The sequence below is a fragment of the Paraburkholderia lebeckiae genome (genome assembly GCF_050436225.1).
Taxonomy (GTDB): domain Bacteria; phylum Pseudomonadota; class Gammaproteobacteria; order Burkholderiales; family Burkholderiaceae; genus Paraburkholderia; species Paraburkholderia tuberum.
On sequence record NZ_JBNDLU010000001.1, the window covers coordinates 1,551,427 to 1,576,107 of the forward strand.

General features: G+C 64.9%; 18 protein-coding genes and 1 pseudogene. 4 read left to right on the forward strand and 15 right to left on the reverse strand.

The features are described from left to right. Positions 1–120: 120 nt before the first annotated feature. Entirely contained in the window at positions 121–1,323 is a 1,203-nt protein-coding gene (locus tag OKW45_RS07265; RefSeq protein ID WP_429466853.1) for a CpaE/TadZ family protein, read from the reverse strand. A 181-nt stretch (positions 1,324–1,504) separates the two neighbouring features. Next, positions 1,505–1,774, reverse strand: a complete 270-nt coding sequence (locus tag OKW45_RS07270) for a hypothetical protein (RefSeq protein ID WP_429466855.1) — start codon at positions 1,772–1,774, stop codon at positions 1,505–1,507. Positions 1,775–3,102: 1,328 nt separating this feature from the next. On the opposite strand from OKW45_RS07270, the gene OKW45_RS07275 reads away from it, so the two are divergent. Together OKW45_RS07275 and OKW45_RS07280 are read left to right on the forward strand one after the other, a co-directional pair. Further along, the gene (locus OKW45_RS07275; protein ID WP_429466856.1) at positions 3,103–4,530 is read left to right on the forward strand and encodes a sigma 54-interacting transcriptional regulator; all 1,428 of its coding nucleotides are present in this window, start codon (positions 3,103–3,105) and stop codon (positions 4,528–4,530) included. A 415-nt stretch (positions 4,531–4,945) separates the two neighbouring features. Beyond that, the gene (locus OKW45_RS07280) at positions 4,946–7,651 is read left to right on the forward strand and encodes a mechanosensitive ion channel domain-containing protein (RefSeq protein ID WP_429466858.1); all 2,706 of its coding nucleotides are present in this window, start codon (positions 4,946–4,948) and stop codon (positions 7,649–7,651) included. Between the two features lie 46 nt (positions 7,652–7,697). On the opposite strand, the gene OKW45_RS07285 is transcribed toward OKW45_RS07280, so the two are convergent. The 7 genes and pseudogenes from OKW45_RS07285 to OKW45_RS07315 all read right to left on the reverse strand — a co-directional run bounded on the left by OKW45_RS07285 (position 7,698) and on the right by OKW45_RS07315 (position 17,311). After that, complete coding sequence (locus tag OKW45_RS07285; RefSeq protein WP_429466860.1) at positions 7,698–9,959, reverse strand: ATP-dependent DNA helicase; 2,262 nt, start codon at positions 9,957–9,959, stop codon at positions 7,698–7,700. Next, positions 9,956–11,726, reverse strand: a pseudogene (locus tag OKW45_RS07290) (VRR-NUC domain-containing protein). Before OKW45_RS07290 ends, OKW45_RS07285 begins: the two are co-directional and overlap by 4 nt. A gap of 69 nt (positions 11,727–11,795) precedes the next feature. Then, positions 11,796–12,380: a LutC/YkgG family protein gene (locus OKW45_RS07295; RefSeq protein ID WP_429466862.1), complete on the reverse strand. Its 585-nt coding sequence runs from the start codon at positions 12,378–12,380 to the stop codon at positions 11,796–11,798. Next, the gene (locus tag OKW45_RS07300; RefSeq protein WP_429466863.1) at positions 12,367–13,770 is read right to left on the reverse strand and encodes a lactate utilization protein B; all 1,404 of its coding nucleotides are present in this window, start codon (positions 13,768–13,770) and stop codon (positions 12,367–12,369) included. Before OKW45_RS07300 ends, OKW45_RS07295 begins: the two co-directional genes overlap by 14 nt. Beyond that, complete coding sequence (locus tag OKW45_RS07305) at positions 13,767–14,510, reverse strand: (Fe-S)-binding protein (protein WP_187613568.1); 744 nt, start codon at positions 14,508–14,510, stop codon at positions 13,767–13,769. Before OKW45_RS07305 ends, OKW45_RS07300 begins: the two co-directional genes overlap by 4 nt. A gap of 145 nt (positions 14,511–14,655) precedes the next feature. Continuing rightward, a complete protein-coding gene (locus OKW45_RS07310) occupies positions 14,656–15,402 on the reverse strand; it encodes a FadR/GntR family transcriptional regulator (protein WP_018425279.1) in 747 nt (248 codons plus the stop codon). 94 nt (positions 15,403–15,496) lie between these two features. Further along, positions 15,497–17,311, reverse strand: a complete 1,815-nt coding sequence (locus tag OKW45_RS07315; protein WP_429466865.1) for a S10 family peptidase — start codon at positions 17,309–17,311, stop codon at positions 15,497–15,499. A 215-nt stretch (positions 17,312–17,526) separates the two neighbouring features. On the opposite strand from OKW45_RS07315, the gene OKW45_RS07320 reads away from it, so the two are divergent. Further along, the gene (locus OKW45_RS07320) at positions 17,527–18,516 is read left to right on the forward strand and encodes a ferritin-like domain-containing protein (RefSeq protein WP_429466867.1); all 990 of its coding nucleotides are present in this window, start codon (positions 17,527–17,529) and stop codon (positions 18,514–18,516) included. A gap of 23 nt (positions 18,517–18,539) precedes the next feature. Here OKW45_RS07320 and OKW45_RS07325 read toward each other — a convergent pair whose 3' ends face one another. Together OKW45_RS07325 and OKW45_RS07330 are read right to left on the reverse strand one after the other, a co-directional pair. Then, a complete protein-coding gene (locus tag OKW45_RS07325) occupies positions 18,540–19,715 on the reverse strand; it encodes a pyridoxal phosphate-dependent aminotransferase (RefSeq protein ID WP_429466869.1) in 1,176 nt (391 codons plus the stop codon). Positions 19,716–19,931: 216 nt separating this feature from the next. Beyond that, positions 19,932–21,419 (reverse strand): RNA polymerase factor sigma-54, encoded by a 1,488-nt coding sequence (locus OKW45_RS07330; protein ID WP_429466871.1) that lies wholly within the window; start codon positions 21,417–21,419, stop codon positions 19,932–19,934. A gap of 508 nt (positions 21,420–21,927) precedes the next feature. On the opposite strand from OKW45_RS07330, the gene OKW45_RS07335 reads away from it, so the two are divergent. Continuing rightward, the gene (locus OKW45_RS07335) at positions 21,928–22,266 is read left to right on the forward strand and encodes a BON domain-containing protein (RefSeq protein ID WP_018425284.1); all 339 of its coding nucleotides are present in this window, start codon (positions 21,928–21,930) and stop codon (positions 22,264–22,266) included. A gap of 94 nt (positions 22,267–22,360) precedes the next feature. Here OKW45_RS07335 and OKW45_RS07340 read toward each other — a convergent pair whose 3' ends face one another. The 4 genes from OKW45_RS07340 to OKW45_RS07355 form a co-directional block, all read right to left on the reverse strand. Next, positions 22,361–22,813 carry a PA2169 family four-helix-bundle protein gene (locus tag OKW45_RS07340; RefSeq protein WP_018425285.1) on the reverse strand — a complete coding sequence of 151 codons (453 nt, stop codon included), beginning with the start codon at positions 22,811–22,813 and terminating at the stop codon, positions 22,361–22,363. Between the two features lie 262 nt (positions 22,814–23,075). Then, positions 23,076–23,657, reverse strand: coding sequence for a glycine zipper domain-containing protein (locus tag OKW45_RS07345; protein ID WP_018425286.1), 582 nt, complete (start codon positions 23,655–23,657; stop codon positions 23,076–23,078). Positions 23,658–23,754: 97 nt separating this feature from the next. Further along, complete coding sequence (locus OKW45_RS07350) at positions 23,755–24,099, reverse strand: DUF1488 family protein (RefSeq protein ID WP_090809747.1); 345 nt, start codon at positions 24,097–24,099, stop codon at positions 23,755–23,757. After that, positions 24,096–24,668 (reverse strand): DUF4142 domain-containing protein, encoded by a 573-nt coding sequence (locus OKW45_RS07355; RefSeq protein ID WP_429466873.1) that lies wholly within the window; start codon positions 24,666–24,668, stop codon positions 24,096–24,098. The genes OKW45_RS07350 and OKW45_RS07355 overlap by 4 nt, the downstream gene beginning before the upstream one ends. Positions 24,669–24,681 lie beyond the last annotated feature (13 nt).

The following is a 24,681-nucleotide window of genomic DNA, read 5'->3' on the forward strand; positions in this document are numbered from 1 at the left end:
GCTTCTCTTCGCGCAGGATGAGTCTGGCCTGCAGCGCCAACTGCAGCCGCAGACGATCATCTTCCCGATCTCGAGGTTCACCAGCAGAAGACCGGGCTCGAGCAGCGAGTAGACGTCGTCCTAGACCCCCGGCTTCAATTGCGGCGGCAGATTCGGCCACGTCGCGAGCAACCTCCCGAGCATGCTCCTGCGGCGCTCCGCACCCGCGGGCCACAGCATGTTCGCGAGCAGCACGATCCCTTGCGCGAGCCCGCTGTCGCGCGCGCAAGCGACGAGCGGCACGCCGCGGCTCAGCGCATCGTTGACGTGCTGATCGTCGCGCGGCAGTTGATGCGCGACCCTCGCGCCGAGCGTGCGTTCGAGCATCGGTAGATTGATCTGCGCGCCCTTGTCGTAGTGGTTGACGACGACCCGCACCTTGCTGGACGGGTGCCCCAGTTCGCGAAAGATCTCGAGCATGCGGCGCGCGCCGTGCAGGTACAGCGGGTTCTGCCGCACCACCATGCAGATCGCGTCGCTATGCGCGAGCGCGCGGATCGTCGACGGATTCAGGCTCGTGCCGACGTCGATCAGCACCGCGTCGTAGCGCTCGCGCACCAGCGTCAGAATCCGGTCCAGCTGACCGGGCAGGAGTTCGGCGGCCTTCAACGGATCGCCGGCGCCGGCGAGCAGATCCAGGTTCGGGCACACGTGCATCGCGCACGCGTCGAACAGCGCCGGGTCGAGTTGCTCGTTGCGCGAGCATAGATCGACGAGCGTCATGGGCGGGGGGCGATTCGCCATCAGCAGGCTCGCGTCGGCGAATTGCTGGCTCAGGTCGATCAGCAGCACGCGCCGCTCACGCCGCGCGGCGAGCGCGCACGCGAGGTTGACCGCGATCAGCGTGGTGCCGCTACCGCCCTTGCTCGACGCCAGGGTGACCACGCGCGCGTGGCGCCGCTCGGGCTCGCGGCGCCGCGCTTCGATCTGCGCAAGCGCATCGACGACGGCCTGACGATCGAGCGGCCACGACAGCACCTGCCGCACGCCGACGCGCAGCGCCGCGCCGATCAGCGCGGTGGACGGCGCCGGCGTTACCAGCATGCAATATAGCGTCGGCGCGCAGGCGAGCGTTTCCTCGATGCCGTCTAGTCCGCCCACGCTCAGATTGGCGTCGTCGACGATCAGCAGGTCGGCGCCGCGGACCACGCGCGCGTGCATCGGCAATTGCCGGGCCGAACCGAACGCGGTGTGCAGCCGGTAACGCACGCCGCTCTCTTCGAGGCGCACGACGATTCGCTGCGCGTTTTCGATGCTCGCGGCAATCAGGAAGATGTCGATCATGGCAGCTCTGCGGCGCTTGGCGCGTCATGCGCGGGCTTTTATTCCAGTCGTCTGTTCACGATTGACGACGCAGGCTTCGGCGCGAGTTCCTTACCGCGACGCTCCTCCGTGAAAACCATGAGCCGGCAAACGGTGCTATCGAATTCCTGCGCGGTCGCTGCGAGCCGACGAGCGGCAAGCGTCAGACGTCGGTTTCATCGTCGTCGCGCCGATGCGCCGCGCGGCGTTCAGCGCGCACCGGCATGGCGCACAGCGCGTCGCGCAGCAGGTCGCGGCGGATCTCGGCTTGCGCTCGGCGCTCGAGCGCCTCGGCGACGACGAGCGTCAGCAGATCGACCGACGAGCCCGCCGCCTGCGCGAAAAAGCGCGCGCGCGATGCCGCGACATACCGCCGGTAAGTGCTTCTGGTTCCTCCCGAAGCGGCCGGCCTGCGAATCAGTTGTGGTTTCATGTCAGCCCTCGATGTCGAGCAGTTTTGCGCCAGGTCACGCCGTCTGGTCTCAGCGCCCCGGCCGTTGGGCCAGGTCGCCGTGCCCGTGCCAACCCACGGACACGGCCCCTGGTTCACCTCGTATATCCGTCTCTCTGTGGAGACTAGGCCTCTCTCCCCGCTTCATCGCGCCGGCCGGTCCTTATCCGGCGCTGCCCCTTCCCTTTGCGGCGCGTCGCTCGCGAATGTTGCCAGCGCGTTGCCTGTCGTTATCGCCACCCTTTTCGCGTCGTGAGGACAAAAAGTCGAAAAGGAAAAACGGCGAAGTCGTTGCCCTTTTTTCGTCCGGTTTTGAATGGCCGCCAAACCGGTCCGCCACTCACCCGTTTTCTAACGTATTCAAGAAGGCCCCGCCGCGCTCCCGCAAACACCTGATGGCTGGCTTCCCCGACCATGTCTGCGAGTGACTTTTTTACCGCCGGTCTTTTTTTAATCCGGTTTTCCCGTACCGTCGACCTGGCGGCAAAACATTTTTCTGTGCAGACCTTATTGCAACGGTTATGCCAACACGCGTTCGAATTTGTAAGGCGCCCGCCAAAGCTTCACTCTGGCGAGAAATCGGTTTGCTTTTGACGCAGCGCGAGCCTGTCCGATTTTTGGCGTGACGCGCATTGATTCGTTTCTGACACGCCAAATCGCTGTGCGTTGGCCGCAAAGCGCGCCTCCCGCTCCGTCTCGCCGGCCTGCTGACTGGCCGCGGGGCCCGCCGCACGCGGCTTCGCCGCTCCTTCCGGTTGGCAAAGCGCCCTACCCCGCGCGGCAAAGCGCATTCGACTCGCGCTGTCCAATCTGTCGCAAGTGTGAAACATGACTGCTCGCGCCCCGTCCCTTTTAGTCACGCCTTAATCCCAAGGCAATTGCTACGCAATGTGCGATTCCGCGCATTACCGGCCTTGACTGCTTATTCATTAGTGATCCGTGTTAATCCGAAAAACCAACACGCATTCTTCATCCATGTTTCTTTTCTGGCGCTTTTAGGCGCTTTCGCTTATCGTTAGGCCATACGCCAATCAGAGCGCTTGTATCAGGTCAACGAGGCAAGCCACGGTTCAAGTGGTTTTCACGGTTCGGGGAAAAAATCGCCGGGCAGTTTCAGCAATGAACGACAAGGTCGCCGCCATCGCATGAAACGGTCCACCATGCAGCGCGGTCCGGTTCGCGCCGCACTTGAAGCGTGTCCCTTGTTCGTGATTGCTGCTGTCGTGAATGCGTCGCAGCCGGAGTGCAGCAACTGGCCGCCTGAATCTCACAACGTCGCACGGCAGTCCTGAGGATCGAACGGGGGAACCATGACTACGACTTGCACGCCGGCCGACATGGAACGCACGGTTCTGTACGTGGCGAACGCGCCCGACCAGAAACTCGTCGAGTTTCTGGCCGCGTCGGGATGGCAAGCCGTGCACGCAAAAAGCACGGCCGTGGCGGAACGCATGATCGAACGCGGCAACATCAAGGTCGGTCTCGTTCAACTGCCGGAAGATTGCACGTCACAGCAGCTGTCCGCGCTCGCGCTGTGCATGCGCCGCGTCGAAACCAACTGGGTCGCGCAGATCGTGCCGGGCCAGGCCGACAACGAGCTGGTCAGCCGTTTCATCCTCGATTACTGCTTCGACTTCGTCACGCAGCCCTGGCTCAACGAGCGGCTCATGTTTGCGCTCGGCCACGCGCATGGGCTGTCGAGCCTGCGTCAGCCGCGCGTCGTGCCGGAGCCGTCGCTCGGCCGCCACGGCATGGTCGGACAATGCGAGCCGATGCAGCAGCTCTACCGGCGCATCGACAAATGCGGCGTGACCGATGCGCCGGTGTTCATCGCGGGCGAATCGGGCACCGGCAAGGAGCTGACCGCTCGTGCTATTCACGACCGCTCCCCGCGCGCGGGCCGCACGTTCGTCGCGATCAATTGCGCGGCGATTCCGCCGAGCCTGTTGCAGGCCGAACTGTTCGGCCACGAGCGCGGCGCTTTTACCGGCGCGGTGCAACGCAAGCTCGGCCGGATCGAGAGCGCGCATGAAGGCACGCTGTTTCTCGATGAAATCGGCGACATGCCGCACGAATGCCAGGCGGTGCTGCTGCGCTTCCTGCAGGAAGGCACGATCGAGCGGCTTGGCGGCAACGGTCCGATCAGCGTCGACGTGCGCGTGATCTCGGCCACCCACGTCGATCTGGAGCGCGCCGTCGAAGACGGGCGTTTCCGTTCCGACCTCTATCACCGGCTGTGCGTGCTGCGCCTCGTCGAGCCGCCATTGCGCGAGCGCGGCGGCGACATCAAGCTACTCGCCAATTACGCGCTCAGCATGTACAAGCAGGACGGCGCGCGCAAGCTGCGCGGCCTGTCGAGCGACGCGATCGTCGCGATGTCGAACTATCCGTGGCCCGGCAACGTGCGCGAGCTGATCAACTGCGTGCGCCGCGCGGTCGTGATGAGCGAGGGCCGCTTCATCACCGCGATCGACCTCGGCCTACCCGAGGCTGACAATGGCCCGGCGATCACGCTGGCGGAAATCCGCAGCAAGGCCGAAAAGGATGCGATCGGGAACGCGCTGCTGCGGCACGGCTACAAGCTGTCCGATGCGGCGGCCGAACTCGGCATTTCGCGCGCGACGCTGTACCGGCTGATGCACGCGAACCGGCTGCACCAGGAGCCGACCGGACGCGGCGCGAGCAGCAGCCCCCATGCCGATGACGAAGCAGAGCGCCAGACCTCTTCAGTGGCATAAGTGCAGATTTAAGCGCTTTTTGTAGTGAACGCTTAGCAGCGCACGGTCACGGCGATTGGGCATTCCCGACTTTCCGCGCTCTGCCCGTACCTAGCGTGGTCGTCGAGAACATCCTCGCGCAGCCGCCAGCATTGCCACCCGGCAAGCGGCCTCCTACCTCCTGCGCCGCCCCGCCCACGGGCTTTCCGGGCAGGCTTTCTGCTGCCTTCGACAGGCCTGCCGGCCCTCATCGGCTATCCTGTCGGGTCAACGCCCCGCCGGACGGGCGCCGCTCTCGCGGCCCTTTCGCCCGTCCGGCGGGCCTCTGCCGCAGGAACTTCAGCGCCCCGCCCCTTGTCGGTCCCGGGTCGCCCCGCTGAAACAGCCCATGTTCCGGCACAATCGTCCGCACTGGCCTCATCCCGCTTTACACCCTATGCAAAAATTTCTGCGTGTCTGTTTTTTCATTTTTCTGCTCGCAGGCGCGGCGCCCGTCTTCGCCGCCGCGCCTGCGCCTGCCCATCCCACGCCCGCGACACCCGCTTCCGCCGCCGCGCCTGCGCCTGCCCATCCCACGCCCGCGACACCCGCTTCCGCCGCCGTCACGCTGACACCTCAGCAGGCCCGCGACGCGCTCGCCGTCCTGAACGACCCCAAGCGTCGCGCGCAAGTCGCCGATACGCTGCAAGCGATCGCCGCGGCCGGCGCGTTGAGCGCGCCGCCCGCATCCGCGCCGGCGGCGGCGTCGGCGCCCGCCGCCGCAAGCGGCGCAGCCGCGCTCGTGCCGGACGCGTTCAAATCCAATGGCCTCGCCTCGCAACTCGCGCGCGAGGGCGCGCATTACGCCGGCTATCTCGCGACCTCGCTGCGCGGCTCGATCGCCGCGCTGCTCGACGTCGCGTCGGTGCGCGCATGGTGGAACTGGCAGTTTGCCAATCCGCACGCGCGCGCGGTGCTGTTCGAGGTGCTGTGGTCGCTGCTGGCCGCGCTGATCCCCGCTCTGGTGCTCGAATGGCTGGCGCGGCGGCTGCTGCGGCGCGTCTATCGGGCGATCGCCGCGCGCCGCGAAGCCGCGCGGCAGGATGACAACGACAACTCACCGCCGCCCGCGCACGACGCCGGCGCCGCGCCGACCGGTCATCCGCCGACCAGCACGCCGCCGCTGACCACGATCTCATCGGTGCCGTCAGTGCTCGAAGCGGAGGCGCAAGCCGTCGCGACTGGCCCGGCCGCGCCGTACGCGACGCCATCCGCCAAAGGCCGCGCCATCGAAGCCGAAGGCAAGCGCAACGCGACGCACCACTGGACGCTGCTGCAACGTCTGCCGCGCGCGTTTCTGATCACGCTGCTGCGGCTCGTGCCGATCGCGGTGTTCGTCGGCGCGGCGAGCGCGCTGATGTCGATCTTCACCGGCAACGGCACGCCGCAGGATCGCGCGCTCGATTCGCTGATCGACGTCTATGTGGTGTGCCGCTGCGTCGTGATCGTCGGCGCGTTCTTCCTGCAGCCGAGCGCACCGCGTCTGCGGCTGCTGCGCATGGGCGATGCGTGGGCCGCGTTCTTGCTCGGCTGGATCGTGCGAATCGTCAGCGTGGTCGGCGCCGGCGTCGCGCTAGCCGAAGTCGCGCAGGCGCTTGGCATGAACGACGCCGCGCATCTCGCGCTGCTGAAAGTGGTCGCACTCGCCGGTCACGTGATGATCTCGATCCTCGTGCTGCGCTGCGCGAAACCGGTCGCCAACCGGATCCGCAATCGCTTCGCCGCTCACGAGTCGTTGGAGATGTTGGGCAACGCGTTCGCGGACGCGTGGGCCGTGGTGACCGTGGTCATCGTGATGGGCCTGTGGTTCGTCTGGGCCTTCGACGTACGGAACGGCTATCACGCGCTCGTGAATATCGGCGGCATGACGCTCGCGATACTGATCGGCGCACGGCTCGTGTCGATCGTGATCTTCGGCGCGCTCGCGCGCATCTTTCATGTGCAGGACGAAGCGTCACGCTCGCTCGTGCATGAGCACGCCTACCGATACTATCCGGCGCTGCGGCGCGTGATCGGCTGGATCATCGGCAGCGTCACCGCGCTGGTGCTGTTGCAGGCGTGGGGCGTCGACGTCATCGATCTGTTCCGCAGCGGCACGATCGGCCACCGGCTCGCCTCGGCGCTCGCGACGATCGCCGTCGCCGCGATCATCGCGCTGGTGGTGTGGGAGGTCGTCAACGTGTCGGCCGAACGTCGCCTCGATAACTGGACGAGCAACGGCGATCTGGTGCGCGCAGCGCGTCTGCGCACCTTGATGCCGATGCTGCGCACCGCGCTGTTCTGCGTGATCGCGCTCGTCGTCGTGCTGACCGGCCTGAGCCAACTCGGCGTGAACATCGGCCCGCTGCTCGCGGGCGCGAGCATCTTCGGCGTCGCGCTCGGCTTCGGCTCGCAGAAGCTCGTGCAGGACTTCATCACCGGCATCTTTCTGCTGATGGAAAACGCGATGCAGGTCGGCGACTGGGTCACGCTCGCGGGTGTGTCGGGCACCGTCGAATATCTGTCGATTCGCACCGTGCGGCTGCGCGGCGGCGACGGCTCGCTGTTTACGGTGCCGTTCAGCTCGGTGTCGACCGTGAACAACACGAATCGCGGCATCGGCAACGCGGCGGTGCGCGTGAATATCGTGTTCGGCCAGGACGTCGAGCGCGCGATCGACACGCTGAAGGAAATCGGCGCATCGCTGCGCACGGACGACAACTTCAAGGACGGCATCCTGGCGGACTTCTCGTTCTGGGGCGTCGATGCGGTCGACGGTTCGGCGATCACGCTGGCCGGCCAGATGCAATGCCGCGATACGTCGCGCTGGGGCGTGCAACGCGAATTCAACCGACGCATCCTCGAGCGCTTCAGCGAACTCGGCATCGAGATCGCGAATCCGCAGCGTCATCTGCTCACGTGGGACCCGGCGAGCAAGGCCAGGTTCGATACGGCCCTGCCGCGCGAACGCCATGGCGACCGGCCGGACGGCGACGCCGCGGGGGACGGTCACGCTCCGCACAAGGGCGACGCGCCGCTCGACGACCAGATCCCGGTTGATCCGAGCCCGGCCGGCGGCCCTGGTACGCCCGGCAATCCGGGCTCGACCTCGCCGCACGCGTAACGCGTCGCGCGTCGCGCGCGTAAAGGTTCGCTAGCCCGGCGCGGTGCTAGCGAACCTGCCACCAGCGCGGCAACAGGCGCCGCACTTCCGGCCGGCGAAAGCGGTCGTCGATCAGATGCACGACGCCGCGGTCCTCTTCGGTACGGATCACGCGCCCCGCCGCCTGCACGACTTTCTGCAAACCCGGATACAGGTACACGTAGTCGTAGCCATTGCCGAAGCGCGCATCGAGCGCGCGGCGCATCTGCTCGTTGACGTCGTTGATCTGCGGCAAACCGAGCGTCGCGACGAACGCGCCGATCAGTTGCTGCCCGGTCAGATCGACACCCTCCGAAAACGCGCCGCCGAGCACCGCGAAGCCGATGCCCTGATTCATCGTCCTGAAGCGCGCGAGAAACGCATCGCGCGCGGCTTCGTCCATGCCGGGTTCCTGCGCCCACACCGGCAAGCCGGGATGCCGCTCGCGCAGCAGCGCGACCACGCGTTGCAGATAGTCGAAACTGCTCAGGAACCCGAGATAATTGCCGGGCTGGGTGTCGTACTGCTTCGCGATCAGCTCCACGATCGGCGCGAGCGAGCGTTCGCGGTCACGCCAGCGCGTCGACACATGAGCGGCCACGTGCACCTGCAACTGCTCCGCACGAAACGGTCCCTCGACGTCGAGCCATTGCGTGTCGTCGGCGAGCCCAAGTGTGTCGCGATAGAAATGCTGCGGATTCAGCGTGCCGGAGAACATCACCGTGGTACGCGCAGCCGCATAGCGTGGCGCGAGGAACGGCGCCGGGATCACGTTGCGCACGCAGAGCGTCGCACTGGTTTTGTCGCGCGGCGCGTAGCGGTCGGCGCTCAGTGTCACGTCGAACATCGAGTGCTCGCCGAACTGTTCGGCGAGCGCGACGAAGTGCATCACGTCGAAGAAAACGCGCAGCGCATGTTCGTCGATCGACAACGGCGCGTCGGCGAGCTGATCCGTTACCTCGCCGATCAGATTCTGCGCGGCGGACAGCAATTTGCTGGGCACCTCCGCATACACCTGATAGCTGGACGTCTGCGTGCGCTTCACCGCGTTCCACTCGCGCTGCAAGCGTTCGATCGGCCTCTTCAACGCCGCCGGCGCACTCTTGCGCGCGAGCCGGAACGCGCTTTGATCGAGCGACGCGGTATACATGCGCCGCGCGCGTTCGAGCAGGTTGTGCGCTTCGTCGACCAGCACGCCGACGCGCCACTGGTTGATCTGCGTGAGCGCATGCAGCATCGCGCTCCCGTCGTAGTAGTAGTTGTAATCGCCGACGATCACATCGGCCCAGCGCGCGAGCTCCTGCGACAGATAGTACGGACAGATATTGTGCGTGAGCGCAGCCTCGCGCACCGCCGCGCGATCGAGCCGTGGCGTCGTCAACGCGGCGGCGCGCGCCGCATCGAGACGGTCGTAAAAGCCCCGCGCGAGCGGACAGGACTCGCCGTTGCAGGCTTTGTCCGGATGCTCGCAGGCTTTGTCGCGCGCGACGAGTTCGAGCGTTCTGAGCGGCAACGGCGCGCTCTGGTGCAGCGAGTCGATCGCATCGAACGCAAGCGCGCGGCCCGGCGTCTTCGCGGTCAGAAAGAACACGCGATCGAGCCGGTCTTCGCCGCAGGCTTTCAGCAACGGAAAAATCGTCGCCAGCGTCTTACCGATACCGGTCGGCGCCTGCGCCATCAACGGCTTGCCGTCGCGTGCCGCGCGATACACGGCCACCGCGAGCTCGCGCTGCCCGCGCCGAAACCGCCCATACGGAAACTGCAACGCGACGAGCGCCGCGTTGCGCGCGACGCGATGCGCGTCTTCCTGCACGGCCCAATCGAGAAATCGTTCGCACTGGTCGACGAAGAAGATTTCGAGTTCGCGCGCGCTGTGCTGCTGCGTCAGCACGGTTTCCTTCTGACTGCCGATATCGAAGTACACGAGCGCGATCGTCAGCTCGCCGAGCCCGCGCGCCCGGCACAGCAGATGCCCATACACGAGTGCCTGCGCCCAATGCAGCACGCGATGATTCGCGGGCATACGCGCGAGATCGCCGCGATACGTCTTCACTTCTTCGAGCCGGTTCGCGATTCCGTCGTAGCCGTCCGCGCGGCCACGCACGGTCAGACTGCGATGCGAGCCCGTCAGCGTGAGCTCGGTTTCGTAGCCGCTCGCGCGGCGGCCGGCGATCATCTGATGACCCGCGATGCCTTCGAGCGAAGTCGGCGCGGGCGTGAAGCGCAGATCGAGATCGCCGCGCCGAGCGGTGAATTCGCACATCGCGCGGACAGCCACCACGTAGCTCATACGACGCGCTCCGCTGCGGCTTGCGTCGCGGCGTCCGCTTCGCTCTGCGCCTCTTGCCCGGCCCAGCGCACGTCGACGACGCGCACCGGCATGCCGTGCTGCGCGCAGTACGCGAGCCAGCGGATTCTGGTTGTCCTGCAGACGATCGCCGGGGCCTTTCACCTCGATCAGTTCATAGCGACGCTCGGCCGGCCAGAACCGGATCAGGTCTGGCAAGCCCGAACGATTGCCGCGAATGTCGCGCAGCAAGCGCTCGAAGCAGAGCTTCAGATGCGCGGCGGGCAGACAGTCGAGCGCGAGCGCGATGAGGTCGGGCGTCAGCAGTCCCCAGAACACGAACGGCGACTGCATGCCGGCCTTGTCCTGCAGATGCCGCAGAATCGTGTCGCGATAGACGCCGTTATCGAGCTGCGCCAAGCACGCGGCGAACTGGGTGGCGCGACGCGCGTGAAAGTCCGGCGCGTGCAGATCGGCCGGTCCGCGTTGGAACGGATGAAAAAACGCGCCGGGCAACGCCGCGAACACCGGCTCCCAGCACAGCAGGCCGAATAGCGAATTGATCAGCGCGTTCTCGACGTAGTGCACCGGCGCGGCGTCGCTGCTCAAATAATCGCGCACCAGGTACTCGACGGCCACCGGCGTATCAGGCTTCGGCAGCACCAGGGTGCCGCGCTCCACAGGCCTCGCCGCTGGTGCGCGCGGCACCGGCTCGCCGCACTTGCGCCGCAAGCGCGGCAACATCCGGGCGACGCGCTGCGCCTCTTCTTCGCTCTCAGGCGCGGCATCGGCCTGCGAGGCCAGCGCCAGCGCTTCGCCGTAACACTCGCTGCGCTCGAGCACGCGCATGCGTCGAAGACGCGCGCCGGGCCAGGCGCACGCGTCGTACACCGCGAGCGCGGTGTCCCATTGCCCGCGCCGCTCGCAATCCTGGCCGATCCGGAACAGTAGTTTCGCGCGACGCATTTCGAGCCACGGATTCGCGGTGCCGATCGAGCGGACGGTCGCGATCAGTTCGTGAAGGGTGGGTGTGTCGGTGTCGACCGGTAGCCATTCGAGCGCTTCGCGGCACGCGTGCAGCGCGAGATAGACGTCGACGTCCGCGCGTTGCTGGAACGCGCGCGACAAAGGCCCGAACGCGACCTTCTCGTACTGGAACACGCCAAGATCGGCCAGCACGAACTCCGACCAGTCCTGATGCAGATTGCCGAAGAACATCAGGCGCAAGCGATCGCACAACGGCGCGATCGCGACGTGCAGCACGCGGTCCGTAGAAGCGTCTTGCCAGGCGGCGAGCGGACGTGATGCGCACGCTTGCGCGTCGCCGCTTGCGGTTTCGTAAAACTCGCGCAGCGTTTCGAGCAGATCCGGTTTGCGCAAAGCCTTTGCGCCGGGAATCCGCGCGATCGCGTCCGCAAAGATGTCCAGCAATTGCGCACGCGTGCTGAGCGCAAACAGGTCGTCGAGAGACAGGGCCGCCTCGGTGTCGATCCAGCGATGCACCGTCATCGGCATCGCCGCCTGCAACGGACAGCCGATTTCGTCGTAAGCCAGGCGGCTCGCGCGGAACAGCATGCCTTTGCGCATCAGCATGCGCACCAGCAGCGCACGCGATGCCTGCGGCAACGTCGCGAAAGTTTCCAGAAAAGCGTGCTCTTCGTCGTCGAGCAGATCGTCGTAACGCGCGGCGAGCCACGCAAGCGCGCGCTCGAAATTCAGCAGGTAGTAAGGGGCTTCAGAGCGGATCTCTGAGCGAGCATCGGTTGCCACGGACTTTGTGCGGGACCTGTATGTTTATACAGTAATGATAGCAAAGTCCGGCGCCGCAACCGCCGCACATTAGCCCGCGAGCCACACGACCGTCAGCGAGCGCACGCCCTGCGCGCCGCGAATCAGTACGCCCTCGATATCGGCGGTGGCCGAAGGTCCGGTAACGAGCGCCGCGTAGCGCGCCCTGCGGAAATCGTCGCGACGATAGACGTCTTGCAGTCCATCGAGCAATTGCGCCGGATCGAGCAGCACGACCAGATGCTGGACGATGTAGCCCAATGCATTGACCACATATTCGCGCTCGCTAAACCACACCGAGCCGGTTTCGGCGACGCCAAAGCGCGCCCGAACCAAACCGACGTCGACGTCCTGCAGCGATGCGGGGTCCGTACCCGCGCCAATCACGCGCGTGCCCGGCACTTCGGCGCTCGCCGATGCGATCGATGCCGTCGCGCCAAAACGCTCGCGAATCAGATCGCTGACGTCGCTCGCGCTGGCCGCTTCGACGCAAGTGCCGCCCATCGTTTGCAACGCCGCCGTGAAGCGCGCCCGCAGATCGCCGCCAACCGCATCGAACAGCGGCACGTCGGGACGCGACCGCGCGGCCGGTTGCGCGGCGCGCACCTTGGCGAGAAAAGCCTCACGCGTTGTCATCGCCGCCTCCGCGATTCTTTTTGTACCAGGCATGAAAAGTCATCTTCGGCGCCTCCGGCAATTCGCGCTGCCGGCCCCAGATATTCAGAGGGTTGTACAGCACGAAATTCGGCAGCCGCCGCAACGCGCTGCCCATCGACGACACCGTCGCGCGATACAAGGTCGGACTCGATAGCAGACGTCCCGCCATCTTCAGGACTTCCTGCTTCACGAACGGCACTTCGTGCTGCTCGGCGATCACCGCGCGCCACTTATAGATCTGCTCGTGAATGTTGATCTTCACCGGACACACATTCGTGCAACTGCCATTGAGTGTCGATGCGAACGGCAACGCGCTATAGCGTTTCAGATCGAACGTCGGATTGATGATCGCGCCGATCGGCCCCGAATAGGTGCCGCCATACGACAGGCCGCCGCTGCGTCGATAGACCGGACACGTATTCATGCACGCGCCGCAGCGTATGCATTTGAGCGAGTACCAGAAGTCCTCCATCGCGAGCCGTTCGGAGCGGCCATGATCGACGAGGATGAAATGCATCTGGGTGCCCGGCCGCGGCGCACGAAAATGCGACGTGTACTGCGTGATCGGCGAACCCAATGCGCTGCGCGACAGCATGCGCACGAACACGCCGAGATCCGACACCTTCGGGATCAGCTTCTCGATTCCGATCGATGCGATATGCAGCGGCGGCACGTTCGCCGAAAGATCGGCGTTGCCTTCGTTCGTGCAGACGACGACCGTGCCCGTTTCCGCCACCGCGAAATTGCAGCCGGTCATGCCAGCGGTTTTCTCGCGCACGAAATACGGCCGCGTATTCATGCGCTGACTTTCGGCCAGATAGTGGATGTCGCTGTTCGTCGGATCGGTGCCGATGGTCCGGCCGAACAGCTCGGCCACGTCCGCGCGCAGCTTGTGCACGGCCGGCACGACCATATGACTCGGGTCCTGGTGATCGAGTTGCTGGATGCGCTCGCCGAGGTCCGTTTCCATCACGGTAATGCCGCGCGGTTCGAGATACTCGCGCATCCGGCATTCGTCGGTCAGCATCGACTTGCTCTTCACGAGCGTCGTCATGCCGCGCTCGGACATCAGCGTGTGGACGATCGCGTTGTGCTCTTCCGCGCTCGCAGCCCAATGCAAGACCACGCCATTGGCCTCGGCCGCCGCCGCGAACTGCTCCAGGTAGTCGGCCAGATGCGACAGCGTGTGTTCCTTGATGCCCGACGCCAGCGAGCGCAACGTTTCCCATTCGGCAATGCCGTGCGCCTGCGCGTCGCGCTTCTCGCGCAGGTCCCACAAACGCTTGTCGTGAAACGCGACATGCTCGGTCTTGCTGATGAAAGAACCCGCGGCTTTGGCGTGATCGATGCGGTGATGGTCGCCGCTCATGCGCGTGCTCCATTGAGAACCTGCGCGATATGAATGAAGCGCGCGTCGGCTTTCATGCGTTCCGCGCAACCCTGCTGGTGCATCAGGCACGACATGTCGCCCGAAACGATGTACTCGGCTCCCGCATTCAGATGGTCGCGCACCTTGTCCTGCCCCATGCGCACCGACACCGCCTCTTCGGTGACCGAGAACGTGCCACCAAAACCGCAACATTCGTCGGGCCTCGCCGGCTTGACGAACTCGATGCCCTTCACGCCTTCGAGCAACGCGCGCGGCTTCGAAAACGGCGTGCCGGCGATTTCCGACGCCGACGCCTGCTTCAGATGACGCAGTGCGCTGCAACTGGTGTGCAGACCGACGCGATGCGGAAACTCGGCCCAAGGAAATTCGCGCGCGCCGATCACATCGTGCAGAAACTCGACCAGTTCGTAAGCGCCTGCGCGTACTTTCTTCACTTCGTCGGTCTGCTCGAGCGCGGTCAGATGTTCGCGCACGTGGTGAATGCAACTCGCGGACGGCCCGACGATGTAGTCGTAACCCGCGAAGTTGCGCGCGAATAGTCGCTCCGTGGCGGCGGCGTCCGCATGCGCGCCGCTATTGGCCATCGGCTGGCCGCAGCAAGTCTGCTGCTGCGGATAGTCGACCTCGATGCCGAAACGTTCGAGCAGTTCGAGCGTCGCGATACCGACCTCGGGATAGAACGCGTCGATAAAGCACGGGATAAACAGCGCGACTTTCATAGGCTCTTCAGGAAAAGCGGCGGGAACGATGTCTGTTGACCGGTGCGGCCCGCCTGGGCGTTTTGGTCATGTTGGTCTGACCAAGACTATAAAAAAGTCCGTTGGCGGTGTCAATTCGGACGGCGCGGGCCTCGAAATCAGGGAATCAGGAAATCACCGCGGCCGACGGCTTCGTCGCATCGTCCTTGTAAATCTCCCGCACGAACGCCAGATGCCGCTCGGCGGCCTTGCGTGCCTTGGGCGCATCGCGTGCGACGACCGCGTCGTAAATCGCCTGGTGCTGGCTCATCAACTGCTTTTCCATCGCGTCGTCGTAATCGATCAACCGATGATACTGGCGCATGCCCTCGCGAATCAGCGTGTGAATGCCGTGCATCACATGCGCCAGCGCGACATTGTGCGTCGAGTCGGCGATCGCGAGATGAAACGCGGCATCGAGTTCGGCGAGATTCGCGCGATCGCGCGACAGCGACGCGGCCTTCAACGCCTCGAACGCCGCGCGGATTTTCTTCAGATCGGTGGCGGTTGCGCGCTGCGCGGCATAGACCGTCGAAATCGCTTCGAGCCCCTGGCGCAACTCCAGAATGTCGGCACTGGTGCGCGGATTCTGCAGCAACAGTTCGGCAAGCGGCTTCGAGATGATGGGCGCGGTCACGTCGACCACCGTGAAACCGCCGCGCCCCGACGTTTCGATGTAACCGTCCGCCTCCAGCCGGATCAGCGCCTCGCGCAGCGATGGTCGCGACACGCCGAGCTGCGCCGCGAGATCGCGCTCGGCCGGCAGACGGTCGCCGGGCATCAGCGTGCCCTCCGAGATCAGTTGCTTGATCTGGTCGGACACCACGTCGGAAATGCGCTTGCGCGCGAAGGACGGAATCGGGGTGAATGGCATAAGCGGCGAACGATGAAGCCGGTTGACAGAGCGCGCGGCTACTCCACGGTGCGGGGAATTATACCGTTCGACACCATGCGACGATTCGCCGATCTCAACGCGGCTGCTCCGTATAAAAGCTCACGAGGTCACGCTTCATCGCGTGCAGCGCGGCATCGTCGAGATACACCATATGGCCGGTCGGATAGTAGGCGATGCGCACGTTCTCGCGCAACGACCGATCGAGGCCGAGATGCGCGAGCGCATATTCGGTCGCATAGAACGGCGTGGCGAGATCGAAGTAGCCGTTCAGCGATAACACCCGCAACCGCGGATTCTGCCGCATCGCTTCGGCCAGATCGCCGCCCGCGTAGGGCAGCTCCAGCCGTTCGCCCCACCATTCGCGATGTTTCCAGTCCCATTGCTTCAACGCGTCGTCGCTGAACACCAGGTAACGGTCGGTTGGCGTGTAGTGAAGGTCGTCCGACAGATGCTGATGAAGCGCCGCATTGAACGCATTCGACACGCTGCTCACCGACGCATCGAAGTCCGGATCCTCCGATGCATCGTCGTAGTTCAGGCCTTCGAAACGCGCATCGTAGCGGCCCACGCTGCGCGACTCGTTGCGCAGCAACTCGTTTCGAAAACGCGACGGATAAAGACGCAGACGGTTACGCTTCACGAAAGCCACGTCCAATCCGGTGAAGTACGCGATGCGCGCGGCGATCGCGTCGCGCTGATCGTCGGGCAGCGCATCGCCCTGTTCGAGCGCCTGCGCATAGGGTCCGCGGGCGAACGCGCGTGCTTCGTCGAGAAAGGCCGGCAGGCTCGCGGGCTTCGGCGTGACTTTGTCGTGATACCACGCGATCGCCGCGAAACTCGGCAGATAACTCTCGCTCTTGAAATCGGTGCCTGGCGCGAACGCCGCGGAATTGAGCACCGACGACAGCAGGATCACGCCGTTCAGCGCGATATTGTTCTGTCCCAACCGATAAGCGAGCATCGCGGCGCGCGCGGTGCCATACGATTCGCCAAGCAGGTACTTCGGCGAATTCCAGCGCTGGTTCACCGTCAGATAACGGTCGATGAATTGCGCAAACGCACTGACGTCCTGATCGACGCCCCAGAAGTCCTTGCCCGTGCCATGCCCGAGCGGTCTCGACAGGCCCGCGCCGACCGCGTCGATGAACACGAGGTCGCTGGTGTCGAGCAGGCTGTCGGGGTTGTCGTCGAGCGTGTAAGGCGCGGGCGGCGTGCTCGCGGGGCTCGCGGTGCGCACGCGTTTCGGGCCGACCGAGCCCATCATCAGGAATACGCTGCCGGCGCCTGGGCCGCCGTTGAACAGAAAGGTGATCGGACGCGTCGCAGGCGTCCTGGTCGGCACCGTGTATGCGACATAGAACACGCTCGCGTTGGGCGCGCCGGTCTTGTCGTGCAGCAACAGATTGCCCGCGCTCGCCGTGTAGTCGAGCTTGCGACCGTTCAGGCGAAGCGAATGCGTGGTGACGCTGGTGGTTTCTGGCGGCACGGGAATCGCGGGCGTCGAAGCCCTGTCGTCGCGAGGCCTTGCCGTCGCGTCGGCCGAGTCGGGTGCATTCGATGCAGCCTGCGTGTCGCCACGCGCAGCCGTCCGCTTGCGCGGCTCACCGTTCGGGCGCGCCGTCATCGCGTGCGGCTCGCTCGGTTCGCCGACCGGCGACGCGTTCGCCTCCGGTCCCTGGCGTGGTGCGATCGGCGCGGATGCGGCGGCGTCCGTGCTTCCCTCCGTTGCCGTGCTTTCCGAGGTGCTCGACGCATCGGCCTGTTCGGCTGCCATGCACTGTTCGCCGAACGGCACCACACCGGCGACAGAAAGCGTCACCGTCAGCGCGGCGGCCGGTAATCCGGCTGTCAGCAAGCGGCGCAATGAAAAAGAGAAGCGAGGGATCATGAAGTCTTCCGCGACGAGTCGAAACGCGCTGGAATCGGGCTAGCCGGGTTCGGGAGCACACCCGGCGCTCGATTCTTGACGCAAGTTTGCGCGGCGTCAACCGTCTGCGTCACCGCACGCCGAACATGACAAAGCGCTTTTTGCTCGACGTGGCGCACACCTGCGCAGTCATGGCAGAATCGACAGCGCCTTCGTCGCCTTGTCGAGAATACCCAATGGACCAACTGGTACTGGATGCATTCGACGCTGCCGCGCTGATCCCCGGCTTTCGCGCGCCGCAACTGCCGCACGAGCAGCCCGACCCCTCGACCCTCGACGCCGCCGACCGCGCGATGCGGCACTGGACTAGCACCGTCAGCGGCCCGCTGCCGCCCGGCTCCGACGTGCACCGGCAGGAAATGTGCCGCATGTTTCGCGAGACCTTCAATCCGTATCGCCCGGCCGTGCTCGCATGGCCGCAACTCGAAGCCGCGACGCTCAAGCGTATCGTCGATCTGCCGATCTGGGACATCGCCGTGCAAACCGAAGGCAGGGCGCGCCTGCGCATGGCCGCCTACGCGGCCACGCTCGACACCCCGGACCTGCGCGACGCACTCGCGCTGAACGCGTGGGAAGAGAACCGCCATAAGGAAGTGCTGTCGCGCATGGTGCATGCATATGGCATCGCGCTCGCGAGCGAGCCGTCGTACGTCTATCCGAAAGACACGGAACGGGCTTACCTCGTGACCGGCTATAGCGAATGTATCGACAGCTTCTTCGCATTCGGCCTGTTCGAGGTGGCGCGGCGCTCGGGCCTGTTCCCGCCGGCACTGACCGAGACATTCGAGCCGGTGATGCAGGAAGAGTGCCGCCATATTCTGCTGTTCGCGAACTGGGTCGCGTGGCATCGCGCCCGGCTTTCATGGTGGCAGCGCATCCGCTTCGAGCTCAAGGTGGCGGGCGTGTGGGCGTTTCTGGTGTGGGAGCGCATTGGGCTCGCTCGTGCGATTGATGCCGAGGGCAACGTCCACGAGCACGATAACAACTTCACGGTAAACGGCGCGCAGTCGGTAACGGATGTCGATATCAGCGTGCCCGAATTGATGCAGCTGTGTCTTCAGGAAAATGAGCGGCGATTTGTTGGGTATGACCCTCGGCTGTTGCGGCCCGAAACGATGCCGCGGCTGGTGCGCTTCGGCTTGAAATTCGTGCGCAGGAAAAAGTAAGCCGCGCCGAACGCACCGCTCTCTCAGCCCCGCCCCCCTTCCACGAACCGCGCGATCCTCTCGCACGCCTCGATCAATCGATCGTCGCCCACCACCAGCCCCAACCTCACGAAGCCGTTCGCCGTCTCCCCGAACGCACTCGCGTCGAGCACGGCCACGCCTTGTGCGCGAAACAGCTGCCATGTGAACTCGGTCGTATCGAGCCCGGTCCCGCTGACGTCGACCATCATGAACATGCCCGCTTCGGGCAACAGGCACCGCAAGCCCGGCACACGATGCAAGCGCTCGAACACGACGTCGCGCCGCCGCCGGTAGATCTCGCGAATATCGGCGACGATCTCCGCCCTGTTCTCCAGAGCCGTCAACGCGGCCTGCTGGATGAAACCCGGCAGGCCATACAGCATCGCGAGCGCGAGCCGCGCCATGTGCTCGATCAGCGTCGCGGGCCCGATTGTCCAGCCGACACGCCACCCCGCCATCGCATGCGACTTCGACAGACTGCCGAGCGTGACCGTGCGCTCCGCCATGCCGGACAGCGACGCAATGCTCACGTGATCGCGTTCGAACGTGAGTTCCGCATAGACCTCGTCGGACAGCACCCACAGGTCGTGCTCGCACGCGAGCCGCGCGATGCGCTCGAGATCGGCGCGCTGCATCACCACGCCGGTCGGGTTGCACGGCGTCGCGAAGAAAATCGCCTTCGTGCGCGGCGTGATCGCCGCTTCGAGCGCGTCGCAGTCGACGTGAAACGCGCGCGCCGGATCGACCGGCACCGCGACGAGCGTCGCGCCCGCCGCGCGCACGCAGGCCTCGTAGGTCAGATACATCGGCTCGGGAACGATCACTTCGTCGCCCGCTTCGAGCAGGCACAGCGACACCGCGAACACGCCGTTTTGCGCGCCGGCGGTCAGCACCACGTTGGCGGCGCTAACGTCGCAGCCCGTCGTGCGCGCGTGCTCGGCGGCGATCGCGGCGCGCAGCGGCTCGCGACCGGCCATCGCGGTATAGTGCGTATCGCCGGCCCGCAACGCATCGATGGCGCGCTCGACGATCGGCGCGGGCGTCGAGAACTCGGGATCGCCAACGCTCAGCACGATCACGTCTTCGCCCCTGGCAGCCGCCTGCTGCGCGACCCGATGAATTTCCCACGCCGACGTGCGCCGCCCTTGCAGTCGCTCGACCAGATTCGAATACTTCATTGCGCTCACCCGTTGTAGTGCGATCCGTTGCGCCGATCTCTTCCCATTTGACCCGCCAATGTAAAGGCACGCCGGCGAAACGTCCAGATACGAAAAAGGGTCATGCGAGCGGACGATCTCGCATGACCCTGTGCGCAATGTACTGCTGTTTGAATGACTGCTTTGCTTCAAACCCCGGCCAAGTTTTTTTCAAACCCCCGTTAAAACTTCGGCGCGTCAAAGCTGCCGGCGCAGTTCAGCCGGCGGCACCTTCATCAGATGCCGGTATTTCGCCACCGTGCGTCGCGCGACCAGCACGCCCTGGTCCGCGAGCATCTTCGCGAGCGTTACGTCCGACAGTGGATCGTGCGTATTTTCCGCGGCGATCATCTCTTTGAGCAACGCGCGCACCGCGGCGGCCGAGCAGGTTCCGCCGCTTTCGGTGCCGAGCTCGCGCGGGAAGAAATGCTTGAACTCGAAGATGCCGCGCGGCGTCGCCATATATTTGTTGCCCGTCGCGCGCGAGATCGTCGATTCGTGCAGGCCCAGCTCGTCAGCCACGTCACGCAGCACCATCGGCTTCAGCGCGATCTCGCCGTACAGGAAGAATGCCTTCTGATGCGCGACGATGCATTCGGCAACCCGCTGAATCGTATCGAAGCGCTGTTGCGCGTTGCGGATCAGCCAGCGCGCCTCCTGTAGCTGCTGCGCAAGCGGCGAACGGCTCGCGCCGGCCGACTGCGCGAACAGCTGCGCATACATGCGATGGATTCGCGCCCGCGGCTGCACCGCGGGATTGATCGACACGACCCACTTGTTGCGCACCTGACGCACGATCACGTCGGGCACGACATAGTTATCCTCGGTGCGGCCGTAGCAGTTGCCGGGCTTCGGATCGAGCTTGCGCACCAACGCGCAAGCCACACGCAATTCCTCCGCGCTGCAGCCGATCTGTTTCTGCAACTCGGCCTGCTCGCGGCGCGCGAGCCTTTCCAGATGATGCTCGGCGATCTGCCGCGCGACTTCGCGTCCCGGCGTATTGGCGGGTAGCGCATTGATCTGCAGCGCGAGGCATTCCGATAGCGAACGCGCGCCGAGCCCCGGACGATCGAGCGCCTGCACGAGGCGCAACGCCACCAGCAGTTCTTCCTCGGTCAGCGTGGGTTCCAGATCGACGCTATCGGCCAGGTCGGCCAGCGACTGCCGCAGATAGCCGTCGTCGTCGAGCGCCTCGATGATGAAACGGGCCACGGCGCGATCGCGGTCGTCTAGCCGGTACAGGCGCAACGCGTCGTGCAACTGCTCGCGCAGCGTGGGTTGAGAGCGAGCCCAATCGGCCGGGTCGCTGCCGTCTCCGTCGCCGTTCTGGCGCGTCGAGTTGCGCGAACCGTAGTCGCCGTAAAAATCGGCGGGCACGTCGTCCTGGCCCGCGCTTTCGAGCGTATCGCTACCGGCGCTTTCCGCCGGCAGTCCGTCCGGCTCGGCGGCGGCAAGCGTATCGGCGGCGGGCGGCGCGTTGGCGTCCTCGCCTTCGCCTGGCGTCGTGCCGGCGAGCGCGACGTCCTCCGCTTCGGACGAGTCGTATTCGAGGAACGGATTGGTATCGAGCGCCGTGCGCAATTCCTGCTGGAACTCGAGAGCCGACAATTGCAAGAGCCGCACCGACTGCTGAAGACGAGGCGTCAGTGCGAGAGACTGCCTTGTGCGTAGTTCGATTGAAGGCATTGGAGTGATCCCGTTCGTTAGTAGCCTCAGACTCAATGAGCCAAGTTCACGGATCAACGCAACGTCTGTACCAGCTCGCACAAGACGCTGTTTTGATTGCGCTTTGTTTTATTCAGGAGGATGAATTGCCCCGACCGGCGCGCCGGTTTTTACAAACGGCAGGCAATTTTCGGTCCCCTTTCTTCACATCTCCGGCAGGCTCGCGCATGGGCGCGCCGCAGCCCTATTCATCAGTCGAAAATCCCCGGTGCATGCGGCTTTCGCGAGCGGCATGGATGGCTCGCAGACGGCAGGCACGATGGTTGCGGAGCAACGCTGTGTGGACGGACGCAGCCCTTCGCAAACGCCTAGATCGAGCGCGGATGCGGGTACAGCGTCCGGTGTCGAGAAACGGGCCCCTGACGGTACCGTAGCGGCGACGATCCCACGTGCGTCATCAGCGGCTTCGGCCGCGATCGGCCACCGGCAACAAGACCGCCATTTTCATCACCACCTGAAGGAGAGAACCATGAAGACGATCCAGCTTCTGAAGACCGCAGGCAGCATCGCCGTCGTCGCGTTCGCGCTGAACGCGAACGCCCAGACCAGCGCTTCGGCCCCGCCCGCGGCGTCGGAAAGCGTCGGCCAGCATATCGACGATGGCACCATCACGACCAAGGTCAAGGCTGATCTGCTTGCCGCGAAGAACGTCAAATCGACGCATATCCACGTGAAGACCCGCAAGGGCGTCGTGTGGCTCACGGGTTCGGTGCCTTCGGCCGACGACAAGTCCGCCGCCGAAGATGTCGTGCAAAGCGTGAAGGGCGTGACCAGCGTGAAGAACCATCTGAAGGTCGCGGCTGACTGATATCCGCGCGATCGGTTCGCACCGCTTCGACTGAACAGAACGTAAAAGAGCCGGCTAGCAGAGCCGGCTCTTCCTTATTGCACTGACGCGTCGATCAATGCTTCATTGCCGCATACTGGTCGCGCAGATCGCGCACCCGGTCATGCGTTTGCAGCACGCCCTGGTACTGCCGCTCGACGATTGCCCGCACGTCCGCCGGCAAATCCTTTTCCAGCGCGTCGTGATAGCGTTTCTTCGCGACGTCCTCGCCTTTTTCACACTCGGCGAGAATCGCATGGTCGCTGCGATTCGATACCGCCGATTTCACGTCGACCCAGCCGCGATGCAGCGCACCGCTCATGCTGCCGCCGGTTTCGGGCTTGCCGCCCAGTGTCTGAACGGCATCCTGCAACTCACGCGCGCCGCGCGAGCAGTCCTCGGCACTCGAGCGGAACAGCGTCTTCAGCTGTTCGTCGTGCGCATCCTCGGCTGCCTTCATAAAGCCCTTTTCGCCATCCTTCGACGTTTCGACCAGATCATTCAATACGGAAACAACGTTGGTAGCCATTCAATACCTCCAAGGGTTTCGTTCATCGCGGAATCCGCCGCGCGGGGCTTTTTATGTGCCTCGCGATGAATCGGTTCGACGCGCGGCGGGCTGCATTTGATAGCCCGCATCACGCGTGCCCGGCACTGCATCGCCCGTCGCAACAGCCGCGCGATGCGCGGCAACCGTGGGTGTAGCGCGACGTCGAAACAGCGCGGTAAACGGAAAACGGCCCGATGATCGTCATCGGGCCGTTTTTTGCTGGTATGCCGCGTCGCTCAAATCACGCGCGCTTCTCCGCGAATTCCTTGATCGGCTCGGGCGTCTTCAGCGGATCGAAATCGGCCCAGCGTCCCTGCTGCCAGCGGCCAGTCGCCTTCTCGATCGACACGCCGCCCGCTTCACGTAGCACGCGCGCGGCATCGAGCTGATTGTCGGGCGACACGTGCACGGCGACGAGCACGCCCGAATCGCGCGCCTCCTCGTGATACGGCACGCGATAGTCCGATTTGCCGCGCTCCTTGGTGCGCGACATCGCGCCGACCAGCGAGCCGACATACGCGCCGACGCCGGCCGCGATCAGCGACACCAGCAGCGGCGCGGAAAACACCGCGAAGATCGCCACGCCAATCACCGCGCCAATCACCGCGCCGATCGTCACGCCCATGCCCGCGCCTTTAGGCGCCTCGCGCGCGCCGGGGTCGGTATCGGTGTCGCCGCCGATCGGGAAACGAGCATGCTGGCCGCGCGGATTGACGAAAAACAGCGTAACGTCCTCTTCCACGAAACCCGCATCGAACAGTTTTTGCGCCCCGCTTTCCGCAGCGGGAAAAGTGGTGAAGCGTGCTGCGACGATGAGTGACATACGGCCTCCTTATCGTTAACTACGGTTCGCGGACCATCCTGTGGCCGGTGGCGCGAGTCGGAAGCAGCGCGCCCAGTCAATGCGACACGCAGCGGCGCTACGCCGCGGCGCCGCGATCCGGTTCCATGCCTTCCACTCTGAACAGTCCGCTATGCAACACTACGCCTTCTCCGTTGTTCTGGTCGAGCGCTTCCGCGCAGACCGAGCGGATGCGCTGACGGCCTCTGTCGAAAGCGGCCATCAACGCGGCTTCAAGCGCGGACTCCGCGCCGAAATGATCTTCCAGAGCCTCGGCAGTGATCGCGCAAACCACTGGCTCGCCATCGACGCGCGCAAGAAAGCGCACGGTCAGATTGGCGCCGTCGAAGGCCGCTTCGTCATCGGGGAAAGTGATCTGCATCAGAGAGTCCTCATAAGCAGGCCGTGGCAGGATCGCGTTCATGACGAGCCCTTCAATTTGCCGGCCAGTTGCTGCGCCATCTCGAGGTGGTGCTTGATGGTTGGCAGCGCCTGCGCGGCTGCGGCCTTCAGTTGGGCATCGGTGCCGCTCGCGCTTTGCTGCTGGAACAGGTCGACCGCGCGCTGATGCGCTTCCACGCCGACCTGCTCGACATAGGCCTGATCGAACTCGGTGCCCTTCAACGTCTGCAGTTTGCCGACCAGCGCGGAATCCGCGGACGGCGTCGGCTTGAAGCCCTTCTTCGCGACCAGCCCGGCCATTGCGTGCGACAGCTTCGTGTGGTCGGCGATCATCTGTTGAGCGAACGCCCTGACATGCGGATCGTTGGAGTTCTTCAGCGCGATCTTGCTAGCGGCGATTTCAGTGGCGTCCGACTTCGACGCTTCGAGCACGAACTGCTGATCCGCAGGTGACAGCGTCGTGCTGCCGGTCGGCGCTGCGCTCGCGGGCGCATCGCTCGCCTGCGCGCAGGCCGTGTCGATCGATGCCGCGCTCACGCCCAACACGGCCAGCGCGGCAGTCAACACTTGTAGGGAATACCGGAATTTCATGCATTTTCTCCCT

Excerpts from the sequence above, each read along its gene's own strand:
- OKW45_RS07270 (WP_429466855.1), bottom strand. The coding sequence starts at position 1,774 with ATGAAACCACAACTGATTCGCAGGCCGGCCGCTTCGGGAGGAACCAGA.
- OKW45_RS07340 (WP_018425285.1), bottom strand. The coding sequence starts at position 22,813 with ATGGCTACCAACGTTGTTTCCGTATTGAATGATCTGGTCGAAACGTCG.
- OKW45_RS07300 (WP_429466863.1), bottom strand. The coding sequence starts at position 13,770 with ATGAGCGGCGACCATCACCGCATCGATCACGCCAAAGCCGCGGGTTCT.
- OKW45_RS07350 (WP_090809747.1), bottom strand. The coding sequence starts at position 24,099 with ATGAACGCGATCCTGCCACGGCCTGCTTATGAGGACTCTCTGATGCAG.
- OKW45_RS07345 (WP_018425286.1), bottom strand. The coding sequence starts at position 23,657 with ATGTCACTCATCGTCGCAGCACGCTTCACCACTTTTCCCGCTGCGGAA.
- OKW45_RS07325 (WP_429466869.1), bottom strand. The coding sequence starts at position 19,715 with ATGAAGTATTCGAATCTGGTCGAGCGACTGCAAGGGCGGCGCACGTCG.
- OKW45_RS07335 (WP_018425284.1), top strand. The coding sequence starts at position 21,928 with ATGAAGACGATCCAGCTTCTGAAGACCGCAGGCAGCATCGCCGTCGTC.
- OKW45_RS07305 (WP_187613568.1), bottom strand. The coding sequence starts at position 14,510 with ATGAAAGTCGCGCTGTTTATCCCGTGCTTTATCGACGCGTTCTATCCC.
- OKW45_RS07355 (WP_429466873.1), bottom strand. The coding sequence starts at position 24,668 with ATGAAATTCCGGTATTCCCTACAAGTGTTGACTGCCGCGCTGGCCGTG.
- OKW45_RS07315 (WP_429466865.1), bottom strand. The coding sequence starts at position 17,311 with ATGATCCCTCGCTTCTCTTTTTCATTGCGCCGCTTGCTGACAGCCGGA.
- OKW45_RS07330 (WP_429466871.1), bottom strand. The coding sequence starts at position 21,419 with ATGCCTTCAATCGAACTACGCACAAGGCAGTCTCTCGCACTGACGCCT.
- OKW45_RS07295 (WP_429466862.1), bottom strand. The coding sequence starts at position 12,380 with ATGACAACGCGTGAGGCTTTTCTCGCCAAGGTGCGCGCCGCGCAACCG.
- OKW45_RS07265 (WP_429466853.1), bottom strand. The coding sequence starts at position 1,323 with ATGATCGACATCTTCCTGATTGCCGCGAGCATCGAAAACGCGCAGCGA.
- OKW45_RS07280 (WP_429466858.1), top strand. The coding sequence starts at position 4,946 with ATGCAAAAATTTCTGCGTGTCTGTTTTTTCATTTTTCTGCTCGCAGGC.
- OKW45_RS07320 (WP_429466867.1), top strand. The coding sequence starts at position 17,527 with ATGGACCAACTGGTACTGGATGCATTCGACGCTGCCGCGCTGATCCCC.
- OKW45_RS07285 (WP_429466860.1), bottom strand. The coding sequence starts at position 9,959 with ATGAGCTACGTGGTGGCTGTCCGCGCGATGTGCGAATTCACCGCTCGG.
- OKW45_RS07275 (WP_429466856.1), top strand. The coding sequence starts at position 3,103 with ATGACTACGACTTGCACGCCGGCCGACATGGAACGCACGGTTCTGTAC.
- OKW45_RS07310 (WP_018425279.1), bottom strand. The coding sequence starts at position 15,402 with ATGCCATTCACCCCGATTCCGTCCTTCGCGCGCAAGCGCATTTCCGAC.